The sequence below is a fragment of the Acidithiobacillus sp. IBUN Pt1247-S3 genome (assembly GCF_041146875.1).
Lineage (GTDB): Bacteria > Pseudomonadota > Gammaproteobacteria > Acidithiobacillales > Acidithiobacillaceae > Igneacidithiobacillus.
Map to the genome: position 1 here is coordinate 72,589 of NZ_JBFRXP010000006.1, position 23,478 is coordinate 96,066.

20 protein-coding genes and 1 tRNA gene are annotated in these 23,478 nt (G+C 57.4%); 5 read left to right on the forward strand and 16 right to left on the reverse strand.

The features are described from left to right. Position 1 precedes the first annotated feature (1 nt). The 6 genes from aroF to mtnA form a co-directional block, all read right to left on the reverse strand. Complete coding sequence (aroF, locus tag AB4090_RS05895) at positions 2-1,018, reverse strand: 3-deoxy-7-phosphoheptulonate synthase (RefSeq protein ID WP_369572938.1); 1,017 nt, start codon at positions 1,016-1,018, stop codon at positions 2-4. Positions 1,019-1,021: 3 nt separating this feature from the next. Further along, entirely contained in the window at positions 1,022-2,107 is a 1,086-nt protein-coding gene (hisC, locus tag AB4090_RS05900) for a histidinol-phosphate transaminase (protein WP_369572939.1), read from the reverse strand. Continuing rightward, positions 2,107-3,192: a prephenate dehydratase gene (gene pheA / locus AB4090_RS05905; RefSeq protein ID WP_369572940.1), complete on the reverse strand. Its 1,086-nt coding sequence runs from the start codon at positions 3,190-3,192 to the stop codon at positions 2,107-2,109. The genes hisC and pheA overlap by 1 nt, the downstream gene beginning before the upstream one ends. Beyond that, the gene (gene serC, locus AB4090_RS05910; protein WP_369572941.1) at positions 3,185-4,270 is read right to left on the reverse strand and encodes a 3-phosphoserine/phosphohydroxythreonine transaminase; all 1,086 of its coding nucleotides are present in this window, start codon (positions 4,268-4,270) and stop codon (positions 3,185-3,187) included. Before serC ends, pheA begins: the two co-directional genes overlap by 8 nt. Further along, entirely contained in the window at positions 4,270-6,813 is a 2,544-nt protein-coding gene (gyrA, locus tag AB4090_RS05915; RefSeq protein ID WP_369573025.1) for a DNA gyrase subunit A, read from the reverse strand. Before gyrA ends, serC begins: the two co-directional genes overlap by 1 nt. A 65-nt stretch (positions 6,814-6,878) precedes the next feature. Continuing rightward, complete coding sequence (mtnA, locus tag AB4090_RS05920) at positions 6,879-7,958, reverse strand: S-methyl-5-thioribose-1-phosphate isomerase (protein ID WP_369572942.1); 1,080 nt, start codon at positions 7,956-7,958, stop codon at positions 6,879-6,881. 47 nt (positions 7,959-8,005) lie between these two features. On the opposite strand from mtnA, the gene AB4090_RS05925 reads away from it, so the two are divergent. Next, positions 8,006-9,208 carry a class I SAM-dependent rRNA methyltransferase gene (locus AB4090_RS05925; protein WP_369572943.1) on the forward strand — a complete coding sequence of 401 codons (1,203 nt, stop codon included), beginning with the start codon at positions 8,006-8,008 and terminating at the stop codon, positions 9,206-9,208. 78 nt (positions 9,209-9,286) lie between these two features. Next, positions 9,287-9,362: transfer RNA gene (locus tag AB4090_RS05930), tRNA-Thr, on the forward strand. Between the two features lie 468 nt (positions 9,363-9,830). Here AB4090_RS05930 and AB4090_RS05935 read toward each other — a convergent pair. After that, positions 9,831-10,199 (reverse strand): hypothetical protein, encoded by a 369-nt coding sequence (locus AB4090_RS05935; RefSeq protein WP_369572944.1) that lies wholly within the window; start codon positions 10,197-10,199, stop codon positions 9,831-9,833. Here AB4090_RS05935 and AB4090_RS05940 point away from each other — a divergent pair, their 5' ends adjacent. Then, positions 10,200-10,673 carry a hypothetical protein gene (locus AB4090_RS05940; protein WP_369572945.1) on the forward strand — a complete coding sequence of 158 codons (474 nt, stop codon included), beginning with the start codon at positions 10,200-10,202 and terminating at the stop codon, positions 10,671-10,673. A 33-nt stretch (positions 10,674-10,706) separates the two neighbouring features. On the opposite strand, the gene AB4090_RS05945 is transcribed toward AB4090_RS05940, so the two are convergent. From AB4090_RS05945 to AB4090_RS05985, 9 genes are all read right to left on the reverse strand, one after another. Next, the gene (locus tag AB4090_RS05945) at positions 10,707-13,910 is read right to left on the reverse strand and encodes a type I restriction endonuclease subunit R (protein WP_369572946.1); all 3,204 of its coding nucleotides are present in this window, start codon (positions 13,908-13,910) and stop codon (positions 10,707-10,709) included. Positions 13,911-13,913: 3 nt separating this feature from the next. Then, positions 13,914-14,324 (reverse strand): type II toxin-antitoxin system VapC family toxin, encoded by a 411-nt coding sequence (locus AB4090_RS05950; protein WP_369572947.1) that lies wholly within the window; start codon positions 14,322-14,324, stop codon positions 13,914-13,916. Beyond that, positions 14,321-14,566: a type II toxin-antitoxin system Phd/YefM family antitoxin gene (locus AB4090_RS05955; RefSeq protein WP_369572948.1), complete on the reverse strand. Its 246-nt coding sequence runs from the start codon at positions 14,564-14,566 to the stop codon at positions 14,321-14,323. The genes AB4090_RS05950 and AB4090_RS05955 overlap by 4 nt, the downstream gene beginning before the upstream one ends. A gap of 76 nt (positions 14,567-14,642) precedes the next feature. Further along, a complete protein-coding gene (locus tag AB4090_RS05960; RefSeq protein WP_369572949.1) occupies positions 14,643-15,254 on the reverse strand; it encodes a plasmid pRiA4b ORF-3 family protein in 612 nt (203 codons plus the stop codon). A gap of 16 nt (positions 15,255-15,270) precedes the next feature. Beyond that, on the reverse strand, positions 15,271-16,212 hold the full coding sequence (locus tag AB4090_RS05965) for a DUF4268 domain-containing protein (protein WP_369572950.1): 942 nt from the start codon (positions 16,210-16,212) through the stop codon (positions 15,271-15,273). 52 nt (positions 16,213-16,264) lie between these two features. Next, complete coding sequence (locus AB4090_RS05970; protein WP_369572951.1) at positions 16,265-17,590, reverse strand: restriction endonuclease subunit S; 1,326 nt, start codon at positions 17,588-17,590, stop codon at positions 16,265-16,267. Then, a complete protein-coding gene (locus tag AB4090_RS05975; RefSeq protein ID WP_369572952.1) occupies positions 17,587-18,471 on the reverse strand; it encodes a GIY-YIG nuclease family protein in 885 nt (294 codons plus the stop codon). Before AB4090_RS05975 ends, AB4090_RS05970 begins: the two co-directional genes overlap by 4 nt. Then, positions 18,468-20,336: an N-6 DNA methylase gene (locus AB4090_RS05980; RefSeq protein ID WP_369572953.1), complete on the reverse strand. Its 1,869-nt coding sequence runs from the start codon at positions 20,334-20,336 to the stop codon at positions 18,468-18,470. The genes AB4090_RS05975 and AB4090_RS05980 overlap by 4 nt, the downstream gene beginning before the upstream one ends. A 71-nt stretch (positions 20,337-20,407) precedes the next feature. Beyond that, positions 20,408-21,016: a hypothetical protein gene (locus tag AB4090_RS05985; protein ID WP_369572954.1), complete on the reverse strand. Its 609-nt coding sequence runs from the start codon at positions 21,014-21,016 to the stop codon at positions 20,408-20,410. 506 nt (positions 21,017-21,522) lie between these two features. Between AB4090_RS05985 and AB4090_RS05990 the strand changes: the two genes are divergently transcribed. Together AB4090_RS05990 and AB4090_RS05995 are read left to right on the forward strand one after the other, a co-directional pair. Beyond that, positions 21,523-22,458, forward strand: a complete 936-nt coding sequence (locus tag AB4090_RS05990; RefSeq protein ID WP_369572955.1) for a DUF932 domain-containing protein — start codon at positions 21,523-21,525, stop codon at positions 22,456-22,458. Between the two features lie 70 nt (positions 22,459-22,528). After that, positions 22,529-23,476, forward strand: a complete 948-nt coding sequence (locus tag AB4090_RS05995; protein WP_369572956.1) for a YqaJ viral recombinase family protein — start codon at positions 22,529-22,531, stop codon at positions 23,474-23,476. Positions 23,477-23,478 lie beyond the last annotated feature (2 nt).

The following is a 23,478-nucleotide window of genomic DNA, read 5'->3' on the forward strand; positions in this document are numbered from 1 at the left end:
CTCAGAGTTCGCGACCAATGGCCTCGGCGAGCTTGCGCAAATCACCCATCAACGTCATTAGCTGTTCCGGGCTCAGCGCCTGATCAGCGTCACACCAAGCCTCTTCCGGGCAGGGATGTGATTCGACCAGCAAGCCATCTGCCCCCGCGGCAATGGCGGCTTTGGCCAGGGCAGGAACCAGCCAGGTCTTGCCGCCGGCATGACTGGGGTCAACGATAACTGGCAAGTGGGTCTCTTTTTTGAGGAACGGGATCGCGGTAACGTCGAGAATATTGCGGTAACTGGTCTCGAAGCTGCGGATACCGCGCTCGGCAAAGATAATGCGGTGATTGCCGTGGGCAGCAATATACTCTGCCGCCATCAACCACTCTTTTACCGTCGCGCTCATGCCACGCTTGAGGATGATGGGCACATCCAAACGGCCCACCTCCTTGAGTAGATCGAAATTCTGCATATTGCGCGTGCCAATTTGGATAACATCGACCCGCTTTTCGAGGAAGACGTCAATCTTGCGCACGTCCATCAGTTCCGTAACGATGGGCAGGTCGTAGGCATCAGCAGCGTCACGGAAAAAGTCGAGCCCCTCGTCACCGACACCTTGAAAAGTGTAAGGACTGGTGCGCGGCTTGAAGGCACCGCCGCGCATCAGGCGGCAACCGGCAGCCTTCACCGCTGCCGCTGCCTGGCGCATCTGCTCCGGCGTTTCTACCGAACAGGGGCCGGCGATGACCTGAATCTGCTTGCCACCAAAGGGGATACCACGGACGTCAATGATGCTATCGGTCGCCTTGAATTCCCGGCTGACCAGTTTGTAGGGCTTGAGAATGGGCATAACCTGTTCCACGGCGGGCAAGGACTCCAACATTCCCTCGGCAATCAGACGTTCGTCGCCGATAAGACCCACCACGGTGCGCTCGGAGCCATTGCTGACCATAGGCTGCAGGCCGAGCTCACGGATCCGACGCAGCAACTGTTCGCGTTGTTCTGTCGTGGCCTGGGGTTTGACGATAACGATCATGATTCAGAGTACCTCACCCAAAGTCTGTAAAAAACGCTGATTTTCCTGTGGATTACCCACGCTTACCCGAAGCTGGGAAGGCAAACCATAAGGTAACAGCGGCCGCACAATCACCCCGCGTTGCAGCAGGGCCTCATACAGAGGCTGCGCCAAGCCGGGGGTAAAAAAGGTGATAAAATTGCCCGCTGCCGGCAGCGTTGTCAATCCGAACTTTTTCAGACCTTGTTCGAGCAGCGCGAGGCCGATACGGTTGTTTGTCAAAGTGGCCTGCAAATGCTCATGGTCGGCGAGGGCAGCGATCGCCGCCACCTGCGCCAGGCTATTGACGTTAAAGGGCAAACGCAGACGTTCCAGGAGGGCGATGAGTTCCGGGTTCGCAATGGCGTAGCCCAGACGCAAACCCGCCAAGCCGTAGGCCTTGCTGAAGGTACGGGTGACCAGCAAATTGGGATAACGCGACAAGCGCTCCAAACCATTGGGGTAATTTTCAGCCGGCATCAGCTCGGCGTAGGCCTCGTCGAGCACTACCAAGACCTGTTCGGGCACCTGCGCCAGGAAGGCATCCAAGGCGGCCGCAGAAAAATGCGTACCCGTGGGGTTATTGGGATTGGCGAGAAAGATCAGACGCGTGGCCGATCCTATCCGCGCCGCCATGGCGTCGAGATCGTGGCCGTACTCCGTGGCCGGCACCTGGATAAGCTCCGCACCCACCGAGCGCGCAGCAATGGCATAGGCGGAAAAGGCATATTGGGAAACGATCACCTCCACCCCTGGTCCGGCAAAACAACGACAGAGCATGGTGATGATCTCATCGGAACCATTACCGAGGAGGATCTGATTTTCCGTCACTGTGAGCTTACGACTAAGGGCTGCGCGCAATTCCGGCGCGGCGCCCTCGGGATAGCGGCCAAGCACACGACAAGCGGCGCTGATGGCTTCCTGCACGAGCACACTGGTGCCCAGGGGGTTTTCATTGGAGGCTAATTTGATCGCATCGCGGATGCCTAATTCCCGCTCCAACGCCGCCAGGGGTTTGCCCGGCTGATAGGGTTGCAGACCCTGGACCCAGGGCATGGGCTGCACGGACATCAGTACACCGCCTTGGGATAGCTACCGAGAATACGCAGAAAGGCCGCCTGCTCTTGCAGAACTTGCAAAGTTGTCTGTACGTCTGCGTCTTGCTGATGACCGAGAAAATCGAGATAGAAGACATACTGCCAACGCGCGCTCCGTGCGGGCCGCGATTCGATCCGGGTGAGGCTGATGCCTGCTTGGGCAAAGGGGGCAAGCAAGGCATGCAGGCTACCGGCACGGTGGGCGCCTCCCACAACAATACTGGTCTTGTCGGTGCCAGTGCTACGCGTGGGAATCTTACCAATCACCCAAAAACGGGTGCTGTTTTCCGGATTATCCTCAATCCCCTGCGCGAGGACTTCGAGACCAGCATGCTGGGCGGCGGCCAAAGTGGAAATGGCTGCCGCTTGCGGATCGGCTGCTGCACGCTGTGCTGCCTCGGCATTGCTCGGGGCATCGCAAAGCTCCACTCTTGGGAGATTCTGGGCGAACCACTGCCGGCACTGGGCACGTGTTTGATAGTGGACATGCACACGGCGGATAGCTTCCAGTGGAATGGCGGACACCAAATTGTGGACGATACGCAGCTCCACCTCGCCACAGATTTGCAGGGGGTAATCGAGCATCAGGTCCAGGGTCTGGTTAACGGCACCTTCCGTACTGTTTTCTACCGGCACCACACCAAACTGGGTGGCACCACTATCCGTCTGGCGGAAAATCTCGGCAATATTGCTCACCGGAATAAAGCAAGCCGAGTGTCCAAATTGTTTTTCCGCGGCGAGCTGGGAAAAGGTTCCAGCCGGCCCCAAGTAAGCCACCCGTAACGGTTGCTCCAAGGCTAAGCCCGCAGAAATGATCTCCCGGAAAATCCGGCCAACTTGTTCGGCGGAAAAAGGGCCAGGATTGTCTGCCATCACCCGGCGCAGAATCTCTGCCTCACGGTCGGGATGATAAAACTGCATGCTGCCCGCAGCCTGTTTGTACTCCCCCACCCGATGTGCCAGACGACCACGTTCTGAGAGCAAATGCAAAATTTCGCCATCGATGCGGTCGATCTCCTGCCGCAACTGGAGGAGTTGCCCATCCCCTGCTTCAGCCATGGCGGCGGGCAAAATCGTTGAGGAAATCCACCAGGGCAAGCACTCCGGTCTCTGGCATGGCGTTATAGATCGAGGCGCGCATGCCACCAAGCAGACGGTGTCCCTTGAGCTGCAATAGCCCCCAGCTCGCGGCCTCCTGCAAAAACGCTGCATCCAGACGGGAGTCGCGGAGAAAGAAGGGCACATTCATGCGCGAGCGATTGGCCACAGCGACGTCATTTCGATAAAAACCACTGGACCCATCAATAGCGCCGTACAACAAGGCCGCCTTGCGCGCATTGTGGTCGGCCATGACAGCTAAACCACCCTGCTGCAAAAGCCAGCGGAAAACCAGTCCAGCCACATAAATGGCAAAGGTCGGTGGGGTGTTGTACATCGAATCGTTCTCGGCATGCACGGCATAGTCGAGCATGGTCGGCACTTGCGGGCCCGCCTGCCCGAGGAGGTCATCACGCACAATGACCAGGGTCAGGCCGGCCGGCCCGATATTTTTTTGCGCACCCGCATAGATCAAGCCAAAACGGCTGACATCCAGAGGCCTGGAGAGGATATTGGAAGAGGCATCGCTAACCAGGGGTAGGTCTCCCAGCTCAGGGAGGAAATCAAACTCGATGCCATCAACGGTCTCATTGTCAGCAATGTGGCAGTAGCGATGGTCCGAGCGAAGCTGCCAGGTCTCTTGCCGCGGCACGGCATGGTCGGCAGCCTCGGCATTGCTGGCAACGATGTCGATCTCGCCGAAGCGCTTCGCCTCGCTGCTCGCCTTGCGCGACCAGATACCCGTCTCGACGTAGGCGGCCTTCCCTCCAGCGAGCAGGTTCATGGGCACCATGGCAAATTGCTGGCTAGCGCCGCCCTGCAAAAACAGAACACGGTAATTTTCAGGAATGGCGAGAAGCTCGCGCAGATCGGCCTCGGCCTGGGCGATAATGCCCGTGTACTCGGCGCCACGATGGCTCATTTCCATTACCGACATGCCGCTGCCATGCCAGTTGGGCAGTTCTTCCTGCACCTGCGCCAGGACCGGCTTTGGCAATACTGCCGGACCAGCGCTAAAGTTATAGATCTCGTGTTTCATTATGCATCGATGGGCAGCTCTCCCTGCCCTTCCTCGTCGTCTTCCGTATCGGCGATCAGGGCCAGGCCCGCCAGATGCTCGCCATCCCCCAGGTTAATCAGGCGCACGCCCTGGGCGTTGCGACCGGTACGGCGAATCTCCTTCACCGCCATGCGAATCAGAGTGCCACCGTCGGAAACTAGCATGAGTTCATCACTGTTCTGCACTGCCAGAGCACCTACAACTTTGCCGTTGCGGGCATTGCTCTGAATGGCGATAACGCCCTTGCCACCGCGATTGGTGCGGCGATAGTCGCCCACCGGTGTCAATTTACCATAGCCATTGGCGGTCGCCGTCAGGATCACCTGGGTTTCCTCGACCAGTTGCGCGGAAATGACGCGATCGTCTTCTGCGAGGGAAATACCGCGCACGCCGCGGGCGGTGCGGCCCATGGGGCGGACTTTTTCTTCCGGGAAACGCACCGCCATACCATCGCGGGTGAAGAGCATGAACTCGCGCTGCCCATCGGAGAGGCAAACCGCCACGAGGCGATCACCGGGGTCGAGGTTGATGGCATTGATACCCTGGCTACGCGGGCGGGAGTAATCCATCAGTGGCGTCTTTTTCACCACACCATGCGCCGTCACCATGCACACATAATAGCCTTCCTGGAACTCGCGTACCGGCAACACGGTGGTAATACGCTCTGTGGGCGCCAAAGAGAGCAGGTTGACGATGGGCTTGCCACGCGCGCCACGCCCCGCCTGCGGGAGCTGGTAGACTTTCTCCCAAAAGACCTTGCCCAGATTACTGAAAAAGAGCACGTAGGCGTGCGTTGAGGCGACAAACATCCGTTCGACAAAGTCCTCTTCCTTGGTCGTCGTTGCCACCTTGCCGCGCCCGCCACGCCGCTGGGCGTTGAAGACGGTTACCGGCTGCGCCTTGATGTAGCCGGCGTGGGTAAAGGTGACCACCATGTCTTCTTCGGCAATCAGGTCTTCATTGCTGATGTTGCCGGTGTCGGCGACGATCTCGCTGCGGCGAGCATCGCCATATTGATCACGGATGGCAACCAACTCTTCCCGCACCACCGCCATCAGGCGCGCCTCGGAGCCGAGGACGGCGAGGAGTTCGCCAATGCGCTCCAAGAGGGCAAGGTATTCGTCGCGAATCTTGTCCTGCTCCAGACCGGTAAGGCGATGCAGGCGCAAATCAAGAATGGCCTGGGCCTGGGCTTCGGAAAGATGGTATCCATCTGGCTGCAAGCCCGCCGAGGGCTCGCCGCGCTCGCGTAGCAACGCCTCGACCATACCCGCCTGCCAGGCCCGTGCCAGCATCTGCGCCTTAGCCTCCGCCGGACTAGCAGCAGCGCGAATCAGAGCAATCAGCGGGTCGATATTGGCGAGGGCCACGGCGAGGCCTTCCAGAATATGAGCGCGATCGCGCGCTTTGCGCAGCTCGAAGATGCTGCGCCGCGTGACCACCTCGCGGCGGTGACGCAAAAAGGCCTGCAATAGGTCACGCAGCCCTAGGGTTCGCGGCGCGCCGTCGAGCAGGGCAACAACGTTGATATTAAAAACGCTTTGCATAGCGCTGTGCTGATAGAGATTGTTCAAAACCACATCGCCATTGGCATCGCGCTTGAGTTCGATGGCGATGCGCATACCGGACTTGTCTGATTCGTCGCGCAGGTCAGAGATGCCCTCCAGGCGCTTTTCCTTGACCATCTCGGCAATGCGCTCAATGAGCTTGGCCTTGTTCACCTGATACGGCAACTCGGTAACAATGATACTCTGCCGCCCGGTTTTCTTGTCGGTTTCAAACTCGGCACGGGCGCGCATCACCACCCGGCCACGGCCGCTGCGATAGGCCTCTACCGCACCTGCCCGCCCAAGGATAATACCGGCGGTAGGAAAATCTGGCGCCGGCACCAGCGCGAAAAGGTCTTCCTCTGACAGCTCTGGATCATCGACCAAGGCAACACAGGCATTCATGACTTCCGTCAGGTTATGTGGCGGGATATTGGTCGCCATACCCACCGCAATACCCGCCGAACCATTGATCAACAGGTTGGGAATGCGCGCCGGCAGCACCAGCGGCTCGACTTCTTTCTCGTCATAATTCGGCCCGAAATCGACGGTTTCCTTGTCGATGTCGGCGAGCATCTCGTGCGCAATACGCGCCATGCGCACTTCGGTGTAACGCATGGCGGCAGGGCTGTCGCCATCCACCGAACCGAAGTTACCCTGCCCGTCGATGAGTGGGTAGCGCATGGAGAAGTCTTGCGCCATGCGCACGATGGTGTCGTAAACCGCCGTATCTCCATGCGGGTGGTATTTACCAATCACATCACCAACCACACGCGCGGATTTCTTGTATGGCTTGTTCCAGTCGTTGTTCATCTCGTGCATGGCGAAAAGTACGCGCCGATGCACGGGCTTGAGGCCATCGCGGGCGTCGGGCAGGGCGCGTCCGACAATGACGCTCATGGCGTAGTCCAGATAGGACTGCCGCATCTCCTGTTCGAGACTGACGGGGATGGTTTCCTTGGCGAAATCTACCATGTAGCGCAATTCCAACGACAAAACATCGCGAGATTATGCCAGCATTCGCCCACTAACGCACTCGCTCAGGTGCGCAGCGCTGCCAAAGCTTGGGTAAATGGCGCCCGCGCCACTCCACACTCGGTAATGATGCCCGCAATGAGGCCGGCTGGCGTCACGTCGAAGGCGGGATTGCGCACTGCTACGCCCGCCGGCGCCATTTCCTGGCCACCACAGCGGCGCACCTCTTCCGCGGCACGCTCTTCAATGACGATCTGGCTGCCGTCCGGCATGGCAAAGTCCACCGTACTGAGGGGTGCGGCGACGAAAAAAGGGATCTGGTGATACTGCGCCAGGACCGCGAGGCTATAGGTGCCGATCTTGTTGGCGGCGTCGCCATTGGCAGCAATGCGATCGGCACCGACGATTACTGCGTGAATCTTGCCGGTCGCCATCAAATGGCCAGCGGCGGCATCAGCATTCAAAAAAAACGGAATGCCTTCCTTTTGCAGCTCCCAAGCCGTCAGGCGAGCGCCCTGCAACCACGGCCGCGTTTCATCGGCATAAATCTGCCAGTCCCGCCCTGCAGCAAACCCGGCGCGAATCACCCCCAGTGCCGTGCCATAGCCGCCCGTAGCCAGGCTGCCGGTGTTGCAATGGGTGAGAATGCCACCCCGTTCCGGCAAGACTTCCACGCCAAAACGCCCCATGCGCTGATTATCGGCAATGTCTTTGGCAAGCAGGTCGTGGGCGGCTTGTAGCAAAGCCGCACGGGCATCCTGCGCGCTGCTTTGCGCGCGCGCCAGCTCCAATTGCCGGTCGATAGCCCAGGCCAGGTTCACCGCGGTGGGACGTGCGGTACGCAATTCCTCTGCGGCGGATGCCAGCGCCGCCTGCCAATCGCTTTTGTTCAGTACACTGTCCATCGCCAGAACCATGGCATAGGCGGCGGTAATGCCAATGGCCGGCGCGCCACGCACCACCATATCAGTGATTGCCTGCCCGGCGGCCCGATAATCGCTGAGTGCGAGGTAGGTCTCTTCGGCGGGTAGACGACGCTGATCGAGCAACTGCAACTGATGGTCTTGCCAACGAATGGGGCGAATCTCGGCACGCATGGGGGTCTCTCCGGGGCGATCGAAAGGCGCCAATATACGAAGCGCCAACGAGTCTGTAAAATTGCCACAGACAACAACGACTCAGGAACCTCCCCATGTCCAGCTACCCTCCCCTGCGCCTACGCCGCAACGAAGAACGCCGCCTGCGCGCTGGCCACGTCTGGCTCTATAGCAACGAGATCGACACCGCGCATACGCCTATCAGTCAACTGGAGGCAGGCTCCGTAGCGCAGGTGGAGGACAGCCACGGGCATGCCTTGGGGCTGGCCCACGTCAGCCCCCATTCGCTGCTCTGCGCCCGCCTGCTAACGCGCGACGCTGCGGAGATAATCGATACCCGCTTCTATCGACGTCGCTTCGCCGCCGCGCTGACCCTGCGTGCCCGCCTGCTAGACTCACCCTACTACCGACTGGTGCATGGCGAGGGCGACGGACTGCCGGGACTGATCATCGACCGCCACGGCGATACTCTGGTGCTGCAAATTGGCAGTCAGGGCATGGAACGCGATCTGCCCCTGATTGTCGATGCGTTACAGGCGGAGATCCCCGCGCGTGGCATCCTGCTCAAGGCCACCGGTGCAGCACGCAAGATCGAGGGCTTAGCCGATCGTATCGAAGTGCTTTCTGGCGAGGTTCCGGCACAGATTGAGATCGAAGAAAACGGCTGTCGCTTCTGGATCGACCCGTATCATGGACAAAAAACTGGCTGGTTTTACGATCACCGCGCCAATCGCCGTCTGTTGCAACGTTTTGCTTCGGGACGGCGGGTACTCGATCTTTTCAGCTATAGCGGGGCCTTCGCCCTGCCCCTGGCGCGCGCCGGGGCGCATGAAGTAATAGCCGTGGATGCGTCTGCCCCCGCCCTGGAGCTCTTGCAGCGCAATGCGGAGGCGAACGGCCTTGCACAGATTCAGACGCAACAGAGCGATGCCCTGGAAAGCCTGCGCCTCCTACGTGACCAGGGCGAAAGCTTCGACCTCATCGTTCTCGACCCTCCGGCGCTGATCAAATCACGTAAAGATGTAAAGGAAGGCGTTCAAGCCTATCGCCGCTTGAATGACCTTGCCCTACGCTTGCTGCGCCCCGGTGGCCTGCTCTTCTCAGCCTCTTGCTCTTTCCATATGCAGCGCGAGATGCTGCTGCGGGAAATCAGCCACGCCGCGCTGCGTAGCCCGAGTGTCATCCTCGCCGAGGGTGGTCAGGATCTCGACCACCCCGTCGCCCCCGCAGTACCAGAAAGCCGTTATCTCAAGGCATTCCTGCTGCAACGGCCGGAGTATCCGCAAGAAGATACTTAGTCAGAACCGCCGAGCGAATGATTTTGACAGCGCCATCCGCTTGTCGCTACCATTGCCGGCGCTATAAATGTAGGTTTTGCCGTTGTAGCTCAGTCGGTAGAGCAACTGATTCGTAATCAGTAGGTCAGAGGTTCGATTCCCCTCAACGGCACCATATAAAACAGGCACTTAGCAAGTTCGCTAGGTGCCTTTTTTCTGGCCAGTAGACACATAGTAGACGGTTGGCGTCAAACATCATCTAATAGCGTGCAAGAACAACCTTGCTCCGGGAAAGTGCCACAACATACTTGAGTCAGAATCCTGTCGTGGGCTCACCACAGGTCATCGAAACAAAAAATTCTCTTGGTAATTGACCTCTTGCAAAAGAGTAATCCTGTTCGTCACCAGCACTCTGTAGCCATGCAGCTACATCCCCCAAACCAGAACACTCCTAATACCCATGCGCATCCAGTCTGGCATGATATATGCTTGGTTTTTCTCAGGCATGAAGCGCCTATGCTTCCGACCGAGACAGACGGATGAGGTACATCAAAAATGAGATACCGCAAACCCAAAACCTGGATGATTGCTGTAGCAGTGTGTGCCTTGGGAGCCTCTACCCCAGCTTGGGCACATCTAAACTTCAGCCTGGATCTGGGGGGACCAGGATACAACATTGGTTTTTCCAACGTGCCCGAGTATACCTACCTGGCACCGCCATCAAGCTACTTAGCGTACTATCCAGCGCCCTTGTATTCCCAATACGTGCTCTGGCAATACTACCCACAGATTTACTACGAATATTACTCTGCCCCGCCGCCGCCTCCACCATACGGAGCTCCGCCACCGCCACCGCCACCATACGGAGCACCGCCACCACCACCGCCGGCAAATTACTTCCGGGTGTTGGGGGTGGCACCACCTCCACCGCCCCCGCCGGGCCAATTCCGGCCAGCTCCTGGAAGGTGGCTATGGGCGGCTCGGTTCCGAGGGCCACAGTTCCGAGGCCCACGTGACCACGGGGCTATATTCCAAGGTCCCCACCCCGGTGGTCCCGGTAGATTTCAAGGTCCCCACCCCGGTGGCCCTGGTGGCCCTGGTGGCCCTGGTGGCCCTGGTGGCCCTGGTGGCCCTGGTGGTCCTGGTGGCCCTGGTGGCCCCGGTGGTCCCGGTAGATTCCAAGGTCCGCACCCTGGTGGCCCTGGTGGTCCTGGTGGCCCTGGTGGTCCCGGTGGATTTCAAGGTCCCCACCCCGGTGGCCCTGGTGGTCCCGGTGGATTTCAAGGTCCGCACCCTGGTGGCCCTGGTGGCCCTGGTGGTCCCGGTGGATTTCAAGGTCCCCACCCCGGTGGCCCTGGTGGTCCTGGTGGTCCCGGTGGATTTCAAGGTCCCCACCCCGGTGGCCCTGGTGGTCCCGGTGCTCCAAACGGTGGTCCGCCGCAACCCTAGTAACGATGTTCTTCCCACAAAAGTATTCCGCTGCTAGTTCACGGCAGCGGTTTCTTGTGGGTTGATAAAGTTACGCAGGCTCTGTTTTCCCTTCCCCCGCCCTCCCCCGCAACGCCTCATACAGCCCCACCGGTCCCAGCAGCACACTCTTGATGTCCTGAAAGACCTGAGCAGACTCCAAGGCTTGCTTACTCATATCGGTGAAGGAAGCAAGGGCATCCAGTATGGCGTCCCGGAGCTGGCGGTCCAGGTCTGGGGAGGCCGCGAACTGTTCCTTGGTGTTGGCTATGGCCTGCTGGACGAGGATCTCACAGTCCAGGAGCTTCCCCTTGATGACATCATTTACATAAACCAACTGATCCTTGGGATCTATTTCCCCCACAAAGATTTCGTTGATGGCCCGTAAGATGGCGTCCAGGGTCTCTTTGTGCCGATCTCTTACCATACCCTCGCCCGGATTGCTGGGTTTGAGGAGCTCTCCTTGGGCCAGGGTCATCTTCTGGGGCTGCAGCGCCTTGAGGGTGTGGTGGGTCAATTCCAATGCCGACAGGTCCACCGTGTCTATCTCCCGGTCAAAGGTCAGTAGACGCTCCAGTAGACGGTAGAGCAAAGCCCTTTTCTCTAGGGCGGTGTTGCCATAGGGAAAGATCTGGCTTAGGAAACCGTAGAGCCGGACATAGCTGCCCATGTCCTTTTTGAAGAGTTGTAGGCTCTCCATCTCGTCTTTTGCTGCGGCTTGGGCCGTGCTGTTGGGCTCTGCCTGCTGGAAGCGTTGCTTGGCGGCTTTGTGGGCGCTCAAGATGCGCCCGGCAATGGGCACCAGGATCTTGTCCAGGGCCGATTGCTTGCCCCCTTCATGCACCAGACGGGCCACGGCATCAACATCTTCTTCCGTGTACCAGCCCTGGGCATCTAACTTGACCCGCAAATCAAAGATCCGGTTGGGATCGGTGACGTCTTCCAGCTCTGCAGTTTCGTAATAGGTCCGGAAGGCTTTGAGGACCTCTTCGGGTTCGTTCACAAAGTCCAGGATATACGTGGTGTCCTTGCCGGGATAGGACCGATTCAGGCGGGACAGGGTCTGCACGGCGGCAATTCCTTTGAGCATCTTGTGTACGTACATGCCGCAGAGCAAGGGTTCATCAAACCCCGTCTGGAATTTGTTGGCGGCCAGAAGCAAGGCATAGTCTGCCTCCTGCCCGCCCCGAACCACGGCAAAGGCTTCCCGAATACTGCGTCCGTGTAGCCCGGGGTTGAGCCGGGGGCTGGTTTCGGTCAGCGGGTGCAGTTCCGTGGTGGGGTCATCAGGGTCTATCACTTCTCCAGAGAAAGCCACCAGGGTGCGTAGGTCATAGCCTTTCTGGGCTATGTAGGCTTGCATGGCCTTCTGCCAGCGGGTGACCTCCAGGCGGCTGCTGGTTACCACCATGGCCTTGGCCTTGCCTTCCAGCAAGGGCTGGACGTGCTCCCGGAAGTGTTCCACCACAATCTGTACATGCTGGCTGATATTGTATCCGTGCAGCTGTACCCACTTCATGACCGCCGCCTTGGCGCTATCCTCATCTATTTCCTGTGCCGGCAGGGACTTCTGGGGCTGATGGGCCAATTGAAAGGCGAGCTTATAAGGCAAGTAGTTCTGCAGCACATCCAGGATGAAACCCTCTTCAATAGCCTGCCGCATGGAGTAGACGTGAAAGGGCCGGGGAAGATTGTCTGCTGAGGGCGGTTGCTCGGAATCCGGCAACGTGCCAAAGAGTTGCAGGGTCTTGTCTTTCGGGGTGGCAGTAAAGGCAATGTAGGTCAGTGGAGCCAGACGGGCTTCCATCTCCTTGGCAATGGCCTGGTCCAGGGCATCTTCGGCTGGCCAGTCTTCTTCTTCCTCTACTATCTCTCCTTGCAGGTCTTTCCCCAAGACTACCTTGAGGGTACTCGCGGTCTGGTTGGTCTGAGAGGAATGGGCCTCATCGGCAATCACGGCAAAGCGGCGGGGGCGTTCGCCTCGTTCAGACTGGCTGGCATTGAGCTCCCGAATCCGTTTGAGCAAGGCCGGGAAGGTCTGCAGGGTACAGACGATGATCTTCTTTTCGAGTCCCAAGGCTGCTTCCAGCTCGGCACTTTTGGCCTCCCGTTCCCCTTTGATGTAGGCCACCACGCCCCGATTCCGTTCGTGGGCCTGCAGGGCCTCCTGAAGCTGGTCGTCCAGCACCGTCCGGTCAGAGATGACAATAACGCTGTCAAAGACCTTCTCTTCCTGATCGTTGTGCAGATCCGCCAGAAACTGCGCTGTCCAGGCAATGGAGTGGGTCTTGCCGGAACCGGCAGAGTGCTGGATGAGATAGCGTCTTCCGGGACCTTGGGAACGAAGATCCGCCATGAGTTTTCGGGTGACGTCCCATTGGTGGAAACGGGGGAAGATAATGCCTTGCAGCTGCTGCTTACGGTTACGGACCGGCACCACATAGCGGCCCAGAATCTCCAGCCAGGCATCGGGATGCAAAACCTCTTGCCAAAGATAACGGGTGGCAATGCCATGAGAGGATGCGGGGTTTCCGGCTCCGCCACTGGCACCAGGGCCATTGCTCCCCTGATTGAAGGGCAGAAAACGGGTACCAAGCCCCTGTAAGCGGGTGCTCATCCGTACTTCGGAGTTGCTCAAGGCAAAATGCACCAAAGCCCCACCAGGGAACTGCAGTAACGGCTCCACCCGGCGCTGCTCATCTACGGGCTTTCGGTCCTTTTGGTATTGGTAGACGGCGTCATCAATGGACTGGGTGTAGTCGGTCTTGATCTCCACCGTGGCCACCGGTAAGCCGTTGAGGAAAAGCACCAGGTCAATGCTGTTCTGGTTGTGGGCAGAGTAGTGGAGCTGACGGATGACCCGCAAACGGTTAGCGGCGTAGCGGGCCGAGAGCTCAGCATTGAGGCCCATGGCCGGGCGGAACTGGACCAGAGACAAAGGCCGACGTAATCCCAAGATCTCCACCCCATGCTGCAGGACGTGAAGAGTGCCATGTTGGTCCAGGGTTTGCCGGAGACGGTCCTGCAGTACCGTTTGGGCGTTGCTGCCATGGGCCTTCTCTAGCTGCTCCCAGCTCTGGGGCTGAGTGGCCTTGATCCAGGTCGTGAGGTCTGGGGTAAAGAGGGCACGGCCACGGTCATACTGGTCATCGTCTGGGCTGATATGGCTGCCTTGTGGAGGCGTGTACAGCCAGCCACGGGCAGACAGGTCGGAACAGATTTCGGTTTCGAGAGCGGTTTCGTTGTGGATGGGCATGTGTCAGGCGTTCCAGGCTATGGTGCGGACCAGAGGCGAATATGCCGCCAGAGCAGCATCCGTGGTCCAGAAATGTGCGGGTAAGGTCATGGCTTGTGCCACCAGTAAGCGGTCAAAGGGGTCTTTGTGGTGCAAGGGCAGCGTGGCAACCAGAAAGGTGTGCTCCGCTTGTATCGGCAGCTCCGTCACACCTGACGCTAAGGCCAACTGGTGAATGTCTTCTGGACGGAAAGAGAACTGGGCCTTTCCCAGGGAACCTTTGATGGCAATTTCCCAAATACTGGCGGCGCTGAACCAGACCAGATTGCTGGGGTCCATGAGTGCCGCTTGGGTTTCCTGAGGTAAACGCTCCGGCTGCAACAGCATGGCCAGGAGCACGTTGGTATCCAGCAAAATCCTTTGCGCCACGTTCATTCTGCTGTTGTGCCGTAGAACAGAGCTTCAATCTCCTGCTGAGCGAGCGCGTCAAAATCCTCGGGAAGGGAGAACTTTCCTGCCCCCAGTCCCAGAGGGCGGGGTTGCTGAGGTGGGGATAACGGTGCCAGCCGTGCCACCGGCTTCCCGGCACGGGCGATGATGATCTCTTCTCCCGCAGCGGCTTGGTCTACGTAGCGGGAAAGCTGGGTTTTGGCTTCGTGGATGTTGACGATGGTCATGTTTGGCTCCGAAAGTTTTTCTTGGTCCAGTTTAGTCCGGTCGTCCAGGTGCAGCAAGCACCATCCTCCTCCGAGCTTATTTCGCCAACACCCACCCATTCCAAGCCATCCTCAACAGGGCGGCATTGGCGGCATGGCGGTCAAACAGGTCCGGGTTGAAGTCCTCCCTCGCCCAACGGAGGAACTCCTTGACCTCTTTGCTCTTGGGATGTTGCCGTAGCTTATCCAGAAACTGCTGATAGCCTGGCATGCCACCACAGTCCTCTGGTGGGCAGGCTCCGGCTCCCGCTTCCACAAAGGCGGAACCGTTGGGCTGGTCTAAGGCTTCGGTCTCTTTGACCAGAACCTTGTGCACCCAATCGTCCCCGAAGTCGTAGATATAGGAAAACTCCAGGTGAGGCTCTAACAGGTCTCCAAGCTTCTGCTTACGTTCATCAATCACCGGAACATCTCGCATGTCCTCCGGGTCCGGAAGGCCGTAGTGTTTGCCGTTGATGGTAAACTCATGGAGATGGGCGTCGGTCCAGCCCATGGCGGCTTGCAGAATATGGTGCAGCATGTGGAGGGTCATGTTGCTCTCCACCCAGACCGTTCTCCAGATGCGGGGTTCAATAAAGATCAGCTCCACTTCCAGGCGGTAGGCACGGTGCTTGGTTTTTGGGAGTTTGGTGGCTTTTACGGTGGGCATGGGCGCTCCTATTGAGTCAATTGCCAATCTTTAGCTTCTTGAGGGCGGGCTTCAAGGCTTCATCCAGTTCATTCATGGCCTTGACCATCTCCCCTTGGATACTGTCCCATTGTTCCTCTGGAGAGCGGTAACCGCCTTTGATTCGTATCCGGATACGAGAAGCACGGCGGTCATCCAGGCGTTCCCAAGAGGGCTTGCTGGAGAGATTGCGCTCAATGTCCTCCCGCATGGCGTAGAGCTGGTCGAAAATGGCTTTGTTCTCATTGTCGGCGTCCTTGCCCCGGTCTATATAGAGCTCAGCCGTGGATTCATTCTGGCCAACTGTATAGATGAGCAGCATGCCACGTATGCCGGAAGAGATACTAATCCAAGAATACTGACCTGGCGTGATATGAGCGTGCAGTTTTGCGTCTGGCCTGGCCACTAAACGGACCCACCATTGGCGGCGAATGTCATAGCGTTCGGCCCGTTCTTTCTTCTGAACCCCTACAGACTTGGTTTCTGCAGAGGGACCGACAATAACGGTGAGCAAGGGAGCGGCGGGAGAATCCCCTATGCGAACGGCTTCTACCTTGACCAGATAGAAATCCGCGCTGGTGGATTCATTCAGCCAGACAATGGCGGCCACGTGCTCCGGGCGAGGCTCAGAAACAATCCAGACGGCGGCCCTAGCGCTCATGGCAGTAAGATACGTGATGACCTTGCCAAGGTGATCATGATCGCTTTTTTCCAGCTGGTTCTCAATGATGACCGTGCCCCCACCTTCTTCCTCAGCCACGAGGTCAATGCTGAAAGAGCCAGCGGCTTGCTCCCGTTCTACATTGACCAGAGTGATATCCAGCACCGAGTTCAGGACATCCATGTTGTCCTGAAGCCATTGAGTAAAATCTTTGGCTTCGTGCCTCCAGACTTCTCGGAGAGGGACACGCTGCAGCTTGCCGATTTGCGGGGTGGTCATGGGTGCCTCATCTAGGAAGGTCATGAATGGTAAGGGTTTGGCGGGGGGCAGTTCAGGCATCCACCAATCCTCGGACATCAATCTTCCCCGTCACCGCTGCGGAAATTAGGGCATTACGGCGTTCTTGCATGAGGCTGATGGAGCGTTCGGCTTCTGCCATGAGGGCGTCTATCTTGGCGGTTTGGTGGTCTAGGAAGGTGGCGATGGTGGATTGTTCTTGGGGTGGTGGTGTGGGCAGCTGAAAAGATCCCAGTTTTTCAGAGGATAATTCCAGGAACGTGGTCCCGTTGCTTCTTACTAATAGCTCAGATCGGCATATCAATAAAACCATGGCCACATATAACGCCTCATTAAACTGATACGGAGCCAGTGCTCTACAGCCCTGGTTCGTTGTAGATGGTACGGTGGTGACACCGACATTGCCTACTGGGGCACGAGTAGTAAGAATCACGCTGTTTGGTGGTGCTATACGTACGGCACAGCTTGACAGCCCATCTTGAGTTAATGATCGGCTTGAGTGGTACAGGACTCCGACCTTATCATCCGGTATGTCTACTGGTGTAAACCATTGGATATCACCATTCCAGAATCTTGGCTCCTTGCTGTCTGGTGTGGCGCCATTAATAATCTTTCCGATCCATTTTACTGGTAGTACTTCCCAATGCTCCGGCACCTCCCCCAACCACTCCACACCCGAGTCTTTCATCTTGACGTTGGGGTCCAGGCCCTTGGTCACGGCATGGGTGATGAGTGCGCTACGCTTTTCTTTGAGAAGCTCTATGAGGTGGCGCTGCTCGGCTATGAGGGCGTCTATCTTGGCGGTTTGGTGGTCTAGGAAGGTGGCGATGGTGGATTGTTCTTGGGGTGGTGGTGTGGGCAGCTGAAAAGATCCCAGTTTTTCAGAGGATAATTCCAGGAACGTGGTCCCGTTGCTTCTTACTAATAGCTCAGATCGGCATATCAATAAAACCATGGCCACATATAACGCCTCATTAAACTGATACGGAGCCAGTGCTCTACAGCCCTGGTTCGTTGTAGATGGTACGGTGGTGACACCGACATTGCCTACTGGGGCACGAGTAGTAAGAATCACGCTGTTTGGTGGTGCTATACGTACGGCACAGCTTGACAGCCCATCTTGAGTTAATGATCGGCTTGAGTGGTACAGGACTCCGACCTTATCATCCGGTATGTCTACTGGTGTAAACCATTGGATATCACCATTCCAGAATCTTGGCTCCTTGCTGTCTGGTGTGGCGCCATTAATAATCTTTCCGATCCATTTTACTGGTAGTACTTCCCAATGCTCAGGCACCTCCCCCAACCACTCCACACCCGAGTCCTTATAAGCCGGATAGCGGGGATACTGCATGCTCATGCTGGGTCCTCTACGTGGTCATCACCTCGGATGATCTGGTTTAGTGTCTTACCGGCCTGATCCTTCCAATCGTTCCAGCCGTTGGAGCTGCGGTACAGAATGACCGCCGAGGCTTGGCTGGGGCTAGGGAAGAGCGTGTCCTTTTGGAAGATCACCCCTTCTCCACTCGTTTGCAAATGTCCCGTCTTTAGCAATTCATCCCGTTTCTTTCTTATCCGTCCCGCAGTGGTTGGGTCATTGCATGTGGGTTCAAGTGCACAACGAGAATCAGCAAAAACGGTCAGCCCATCGGTGCTGTAGATTGCTTTGGCGTCCGCGCCCCTGCCTTTGCAAAACACCACAATATCCTGGGACTTTGGTGCTTGTGTGGCGAGAGGCTGGAACAGCAGGAACCCCAGGGTAGAGATCAGAATGGAAATGGTCTCAAAAATCTCTTCACATTCCGCCTGCAAGGGCTCTGTAGTGTGAGGACGTGATCCGGCGTTGGCGTTGACCAGCTGATATCGTCCAGCCTGTTGGGCAGCCTGAATGGATTTCCACTCCAGGTAACCAGCATGGGTATCGGTCTTGCTGTTGGTGCTGGAGACGGCGATGAGGGCACGGGTCCAGAAGCGCTTATCCTCTTTTTGTAGGTGCTCACGAAAACGCTGGCGGGCGGCTGAGGTGCGGCCAATGTAACAACTGGGGATCTCGTCTTCATCTCCCGTTCCAAAGAGATAATAGACGGCTACCTGATCCGCTTCTTTGCGCTGAAAGAACGCCTCTATTTCCCGCCTGGGCACATCAAAGACAGTGACCGTTCTGGTAGTCAGATTGGCTATACGGGTGCCTTGGGGCTCCCCCGTAGGCAGGTAGATTTGCAGGGTCAGAGGTTTGCTCATATCCCCAACTCCTGCATCATGGTCCGAATCCGCTCAAAGCTCTGCTCCAGGTCCCGGTCAATCTCTTCCAGGGGCCGGGGCGGCTCATAAACGTAGAAGTGGCGGTTGAAGGGAATCTCATAGCCCACAACACCCACCTTGCCGTCCTTGGGGTCCCGCTTCTCTTCATTCACCCAGGCATCCGGCACGTGGGGTTTGACTTCCTTCTCAAAATACTCCCGCCAGTCGGCGTCCAGGGGAATGGTCTCCGTGTCCCGCAGGTTGCTGTCGGGAATGGGCTTGCCTTTGAGCTTACCTCGTTCCCCTAGGACGATGTTGCCTTGCTCGTCCCCCGTGGGCCGTTCAATGGTCAGCACTCGGAAGCCAAAGTCCTGATTGCGGAATATACGGCTAAAGGGCACCACCTTGATCTTGCCGTCTTCAGGAGGCGTGGGCGTGGATGTGCCTTCCCAGAGGGTGACCCGTTCCAGCTCTTTGCCCTGGGCGTCCAGCACCACGGCCTGCTTGAGTTCCTGAAAGCTGCCAAAGGCTCGGGTGATTTCTTGTATCTGCTCTGGTGATAGTTCCTTGCGTTTGGAGCCCAGACTCTTGCGCATCTTCTGGAACAGGCCAGAGGCGTCAATGAGCTGGACCTGCCCCCGGCGGTGTTCGGGTTTGCGGTTACTCAGAATCCAGACGTAGGTAGAAATGCCGGTATTGAAGAACATATCCGTGGGCAAGGCCACAATACCCTCCACCCAGTCGTTCTCCAGCAGGTAACGGCGAATCTCACTTTCTCCCGAACCGGCATTACCGGTAAAGAGAGGGGAACCGTTGAGGACGATGCCCATCCGGCTACCACCTTCTTCGGGCTTGCGCATCTTGGAGAGTAGATGCAGCAGAAACAGCAAGGAACCATCGGACACCCGAGGCAGGCCCGGTCCAAAGCGGCCCTGAAAGCCCAGCCGCTCATGCTCCGCCCGGACCTCCCGCTCAACCTTCTTCCACTCCACGCCAAAAGGCGGATTGGACAGCAGGTAGTCAAAGTGTTTGCCCTTGTGGCCATCGTCAGAGAGGGTGTTGCCGGGGACGATGTGCTCAATGTCTTGTCCCTTGACCAGCATGTCGGCCTTGCAGATGGCGTAGGACTCGTCGTTGAGCTCTTGGCCATACAGGGTCAGACGGGCATTGGGGTTGAGGCTACGGAGGTATTCCTCTGCCACCGACAGCATGCCGCCCGTGCCCGCCGTGGGGTCATAGAGGGTGCGAACGGTGCCCGTTGCCCGCAAAGCTTGGTCATCCTCCACAAAGAGCAGCTCCACCATGAGCCGAATGACTTCCCGAGGGGTGAAGTGTTCTCCAGCGGTCTCGTTGGACATCTCCGAGAACTTGCGCAGCAGTTCCTCAAAGACCAGCCCCATCTCGTAGTTGCTGACGGTGTCGGGGTGCAAATCAATGGTTGTGAAACGTTCTAGCACTAGGTAGAGCAGATTGGCCTTGGAGAGTCGGTCCAGCACCGTGGCAAAATCAAAGCGGGTGAAGATGCCCCGCAATTCACGGGAAAAGCCATTGATATAGCCCAGCAGGTTGGAGTGGACGTGATCCTGATCACCCAGGATTTTCTTCAGGGTCAGGGGGGAGCGGTTGTAGAAGTTTTGCCCGGTAGCCCGGCGGGCAAAGGGATCAATGATGGCGTCACTGGCGCCCTTATGCTCCTGAAGAACCCGCAGCACGGCGTCCTTGCTGGGTTCCAGCACACAATCCAGACGGCGTAAGACGGTGAAGGGAAGAATGACCCGGCCATACTCATGGGGCTTAAAGTCCCCCCGGAGCAGATCGGCCACGGCCCAGATCAGGGCAGAAAGGTTGGGGGTGTTGGCGGACATACGGCAGGCAAACCTTTATTATTGGGCTTGCCCGAAGTATGCCGCCAGAGGAGAAGGGGTGCAACGCAATGTTAACGGGGGCGCTTAATCCGAAGAGCCCAAAAAGCCAGACGGTTGCACTCTTGGGGTGTGGCCGACCGAAAGCCATCCACTTCCCCTTTTGCTTCCAAGGTCTGGATCCGCGCCCGTACCGCTTCCAACAAGTATTCCAGGCGGGAGTAATAGTCTAACGCATCCTCAATAGACATCCAGGGGTGGCAGTCGTCTAGGTACAAATAGTCTGCCACAACGTCACTTGCCCAATCAGCGATCTCAGGCACCTGAAGCGAGAAGCCCGCCAGGCTGGCATCAACCGGTGGATAATGGCCGTAGTCATTCATCGTTTCAAGCAGATTCCTATTCTCACGATTTATGATCATGCGGGGATATCCATGGTCTTTTTTTAAGATGGCGTAAGGAAATCTGTTAGACCAGTTCCGGAAACATTCGAGCTGGTTGAATGGCCGGCTTTTCGTGTTCACGCCCTCTATTCTCTTCATGGCCCAAAGAATTACCTTCTCGGCTTCTTTAAGGTTACCGAGCTCTGTCATCGGAGTAATGTAAAAATCATACTCTGGCTGTAGCCTATCGCTTTCGCGGACAGAGTATCCATCGGAACAATGCAGGGTGACAATCTTCATAACAACTCCTTTAGCTTATTGGCTAGTTCATGTATCTCAATGCGTTTCTGCATATTGGGTATCCGGTTCTGCCGGAGCCACCCGTGTAAAGTGGAAACAGATATCCTCAGCTGCCTGGCTACAAAAGTCGGCCCACCGAGTTTGTTGACAATCTGCCTAAGTGCCACGGCAGAATTGGCTCTCTGGTTTATGGATGATGTGTCCATAGATGAATCACTCCAGTGAATGGTAAACAAAGTGCTGGAATAACAATCCAGCAGAAATCGGAGGAGAACCATTCTCTTCCTGCATGAATTTTAGTGTGTATGCTTCCGGCTCCCCATATTCTGAAAAACTGCCCAGTTTCCTGGTATAAGCAGTATGAAGTGATATTGCTTCGTTTATCAGGAGAACAGCCATGAATATGCTTTATAGGGTGCAATTCTGGGTGACCTTGGTGCTCAAGGTTGTGGGGCATTTCTTGCAGCGTGAGGAGGATTACTGACATGGCACATTTCGTAGAAACAATGGCATTTGTTCGTGAAACCCCTTGGCATGGGCTGGGCAACCGTCTACCCGAGAAGCAGTCCCTGGAGGTCTGGTTACAGGCAGCGGGAATGGACTGGCAGATTGAGAGCTCTGATGTCCTCTACCAGATAGGAGGCGGGGAACGCTTTGCCGTGCAGGCCAACCCGGAAGCCAAGGTGCTGTATCGTTCCGATACCAAGGCACCCCTTTCCGTGGTATCTCCCCGCTATCAGATTGTCCAGCCACGGGAGATTTTGGAGTTTTACCGGGATCTCGTGTCGGTGGGAGGCTTTGAGCTGGAGACAGCAGGAGTCTTGAAGAGTGGCAAGAAGCTCTGGGCGTTGGCCCGTACCGGTGAGGAAATGCTTTTGGCGGGTGGTGACCGGGTCAAAGGCTATCTGCTCCTGGCCACGTCCTGTGATGGGACCTTGGCTACGGTGGCACAGTTCACCTCCGTGCGAGTGGTCTGTAACAACACCCTGCAGTTGGCCGTGGACGGTGGCACGGGTGCCGTCAAGGTGCCCCATTCCACTACTTTCAATCCAGAGTCCGTCAAGGAAAGCCTGGGGATTGGTCACACCGCCTGGAACGAGTTTGCGGGATTGGCGCAGGAATTGTCCCAACGGAAGGTGAACCGGCTGGATGTCACCAAGTACGTCATTGAAGTTCTGGGGAATCGGAACGCTCCCATTGCCGATCAGCCGAACGCCAAGGCCCTCAAGACCGTCATTGAACTCTTTGCGGGACAAGGCAAGGGCAGTGGTCTCCAGGCGGCCAACGGTACAGCTTGGGGTTTGGTCAATGCCGTCACCGAGTACGTGGATCATCACCGTCGTGCCAAGAGCCAGGATACCCGTCTGGACTCAGCCTGGTTTGGGCAAGGTGCCCAGATCAAGGAAAAGGCATGGATGCAGGCGTTGAAGCTGGTGGCTTGAGCGCCGTCACCATCACCGCAATGGCTCAGACCGTTCTGGTCTGGGCCTTTTTTCATATTTGGAGGTCATCATGAGTGCTTTACGTTTGGTCTCTACCCGAGATATGCCCAGAGAGGAATGGTTGCAGTGGCGTCGGCAGGGTATCGGTTCCAGTGATGCTGCTGCCGCTGTGGGTCTCTCTCCCTATCAATCCCCGCTAGCCCTCTGGCTGGAAAAGACGGGTCAGGTTGAACCAGAGGATCTATCCAGCAAAGAAGCCGTCTACTGGGGCACGTTATTGGAGCCCCTCATTGCCCAAGCCTACTCCGAACGGACGGGCAAAAAGGTTCGTCGGGTGCAGGCCGTGCTCCAGCATCCACAGTACCCCTTTATGCTGGCTAACCTGGACCGGCAGATAGAAGGTGGCGGTATCCTGGAAATCAAGACCGCTGGATTGCGCAGTGAAAAGCTCTGGGCAGAAAGCGTACCGTTACATTATCAGATGCAGGTCTTCCATCAGCTGGCCGTAACCGGCAAAGCCTGGGCAGAGGTGGCCGTATTATTGGGCGGGCAGGAGCTGCGGATCTACCGGCTGGAACCAACCCAGGAGCAACTCAAAACCCTTGTCACCCAGGAGCAAGCCTTCTGGCAGCATGTAGAGGGCAACACTCCCCCAGAAGTGGATGGCTCAGAGTCCTGTAACCGGGCGCTGGCGGCGCTGTATCCCCAGTCTTCCAGCATCCTCGTGGACTACCAGGACCGGGAGGACATGAATCGGCTCTTTGGTAAGCTGCTCCGTGCGCGGAAGACGGCCAAGGCGGCGGAACAGACCGAAAGCCTCCTGGAGCAACGGGTGAAAGAAGCCATTGGCACTGCGGAAGGTGCCATCTTTGCCACCGGCAAGGCTCTCTGGAAAAGCACCCAGCCCCGAAAGTTTCTGGACACCACAGCCTTGCAACAACATCACCCCGAGCTGCTGGCCCCTTACTGGGTTGAGAAGCCGGGCTCTCGTCGTTTTACCGTACAGGAAGGAGAATAGCC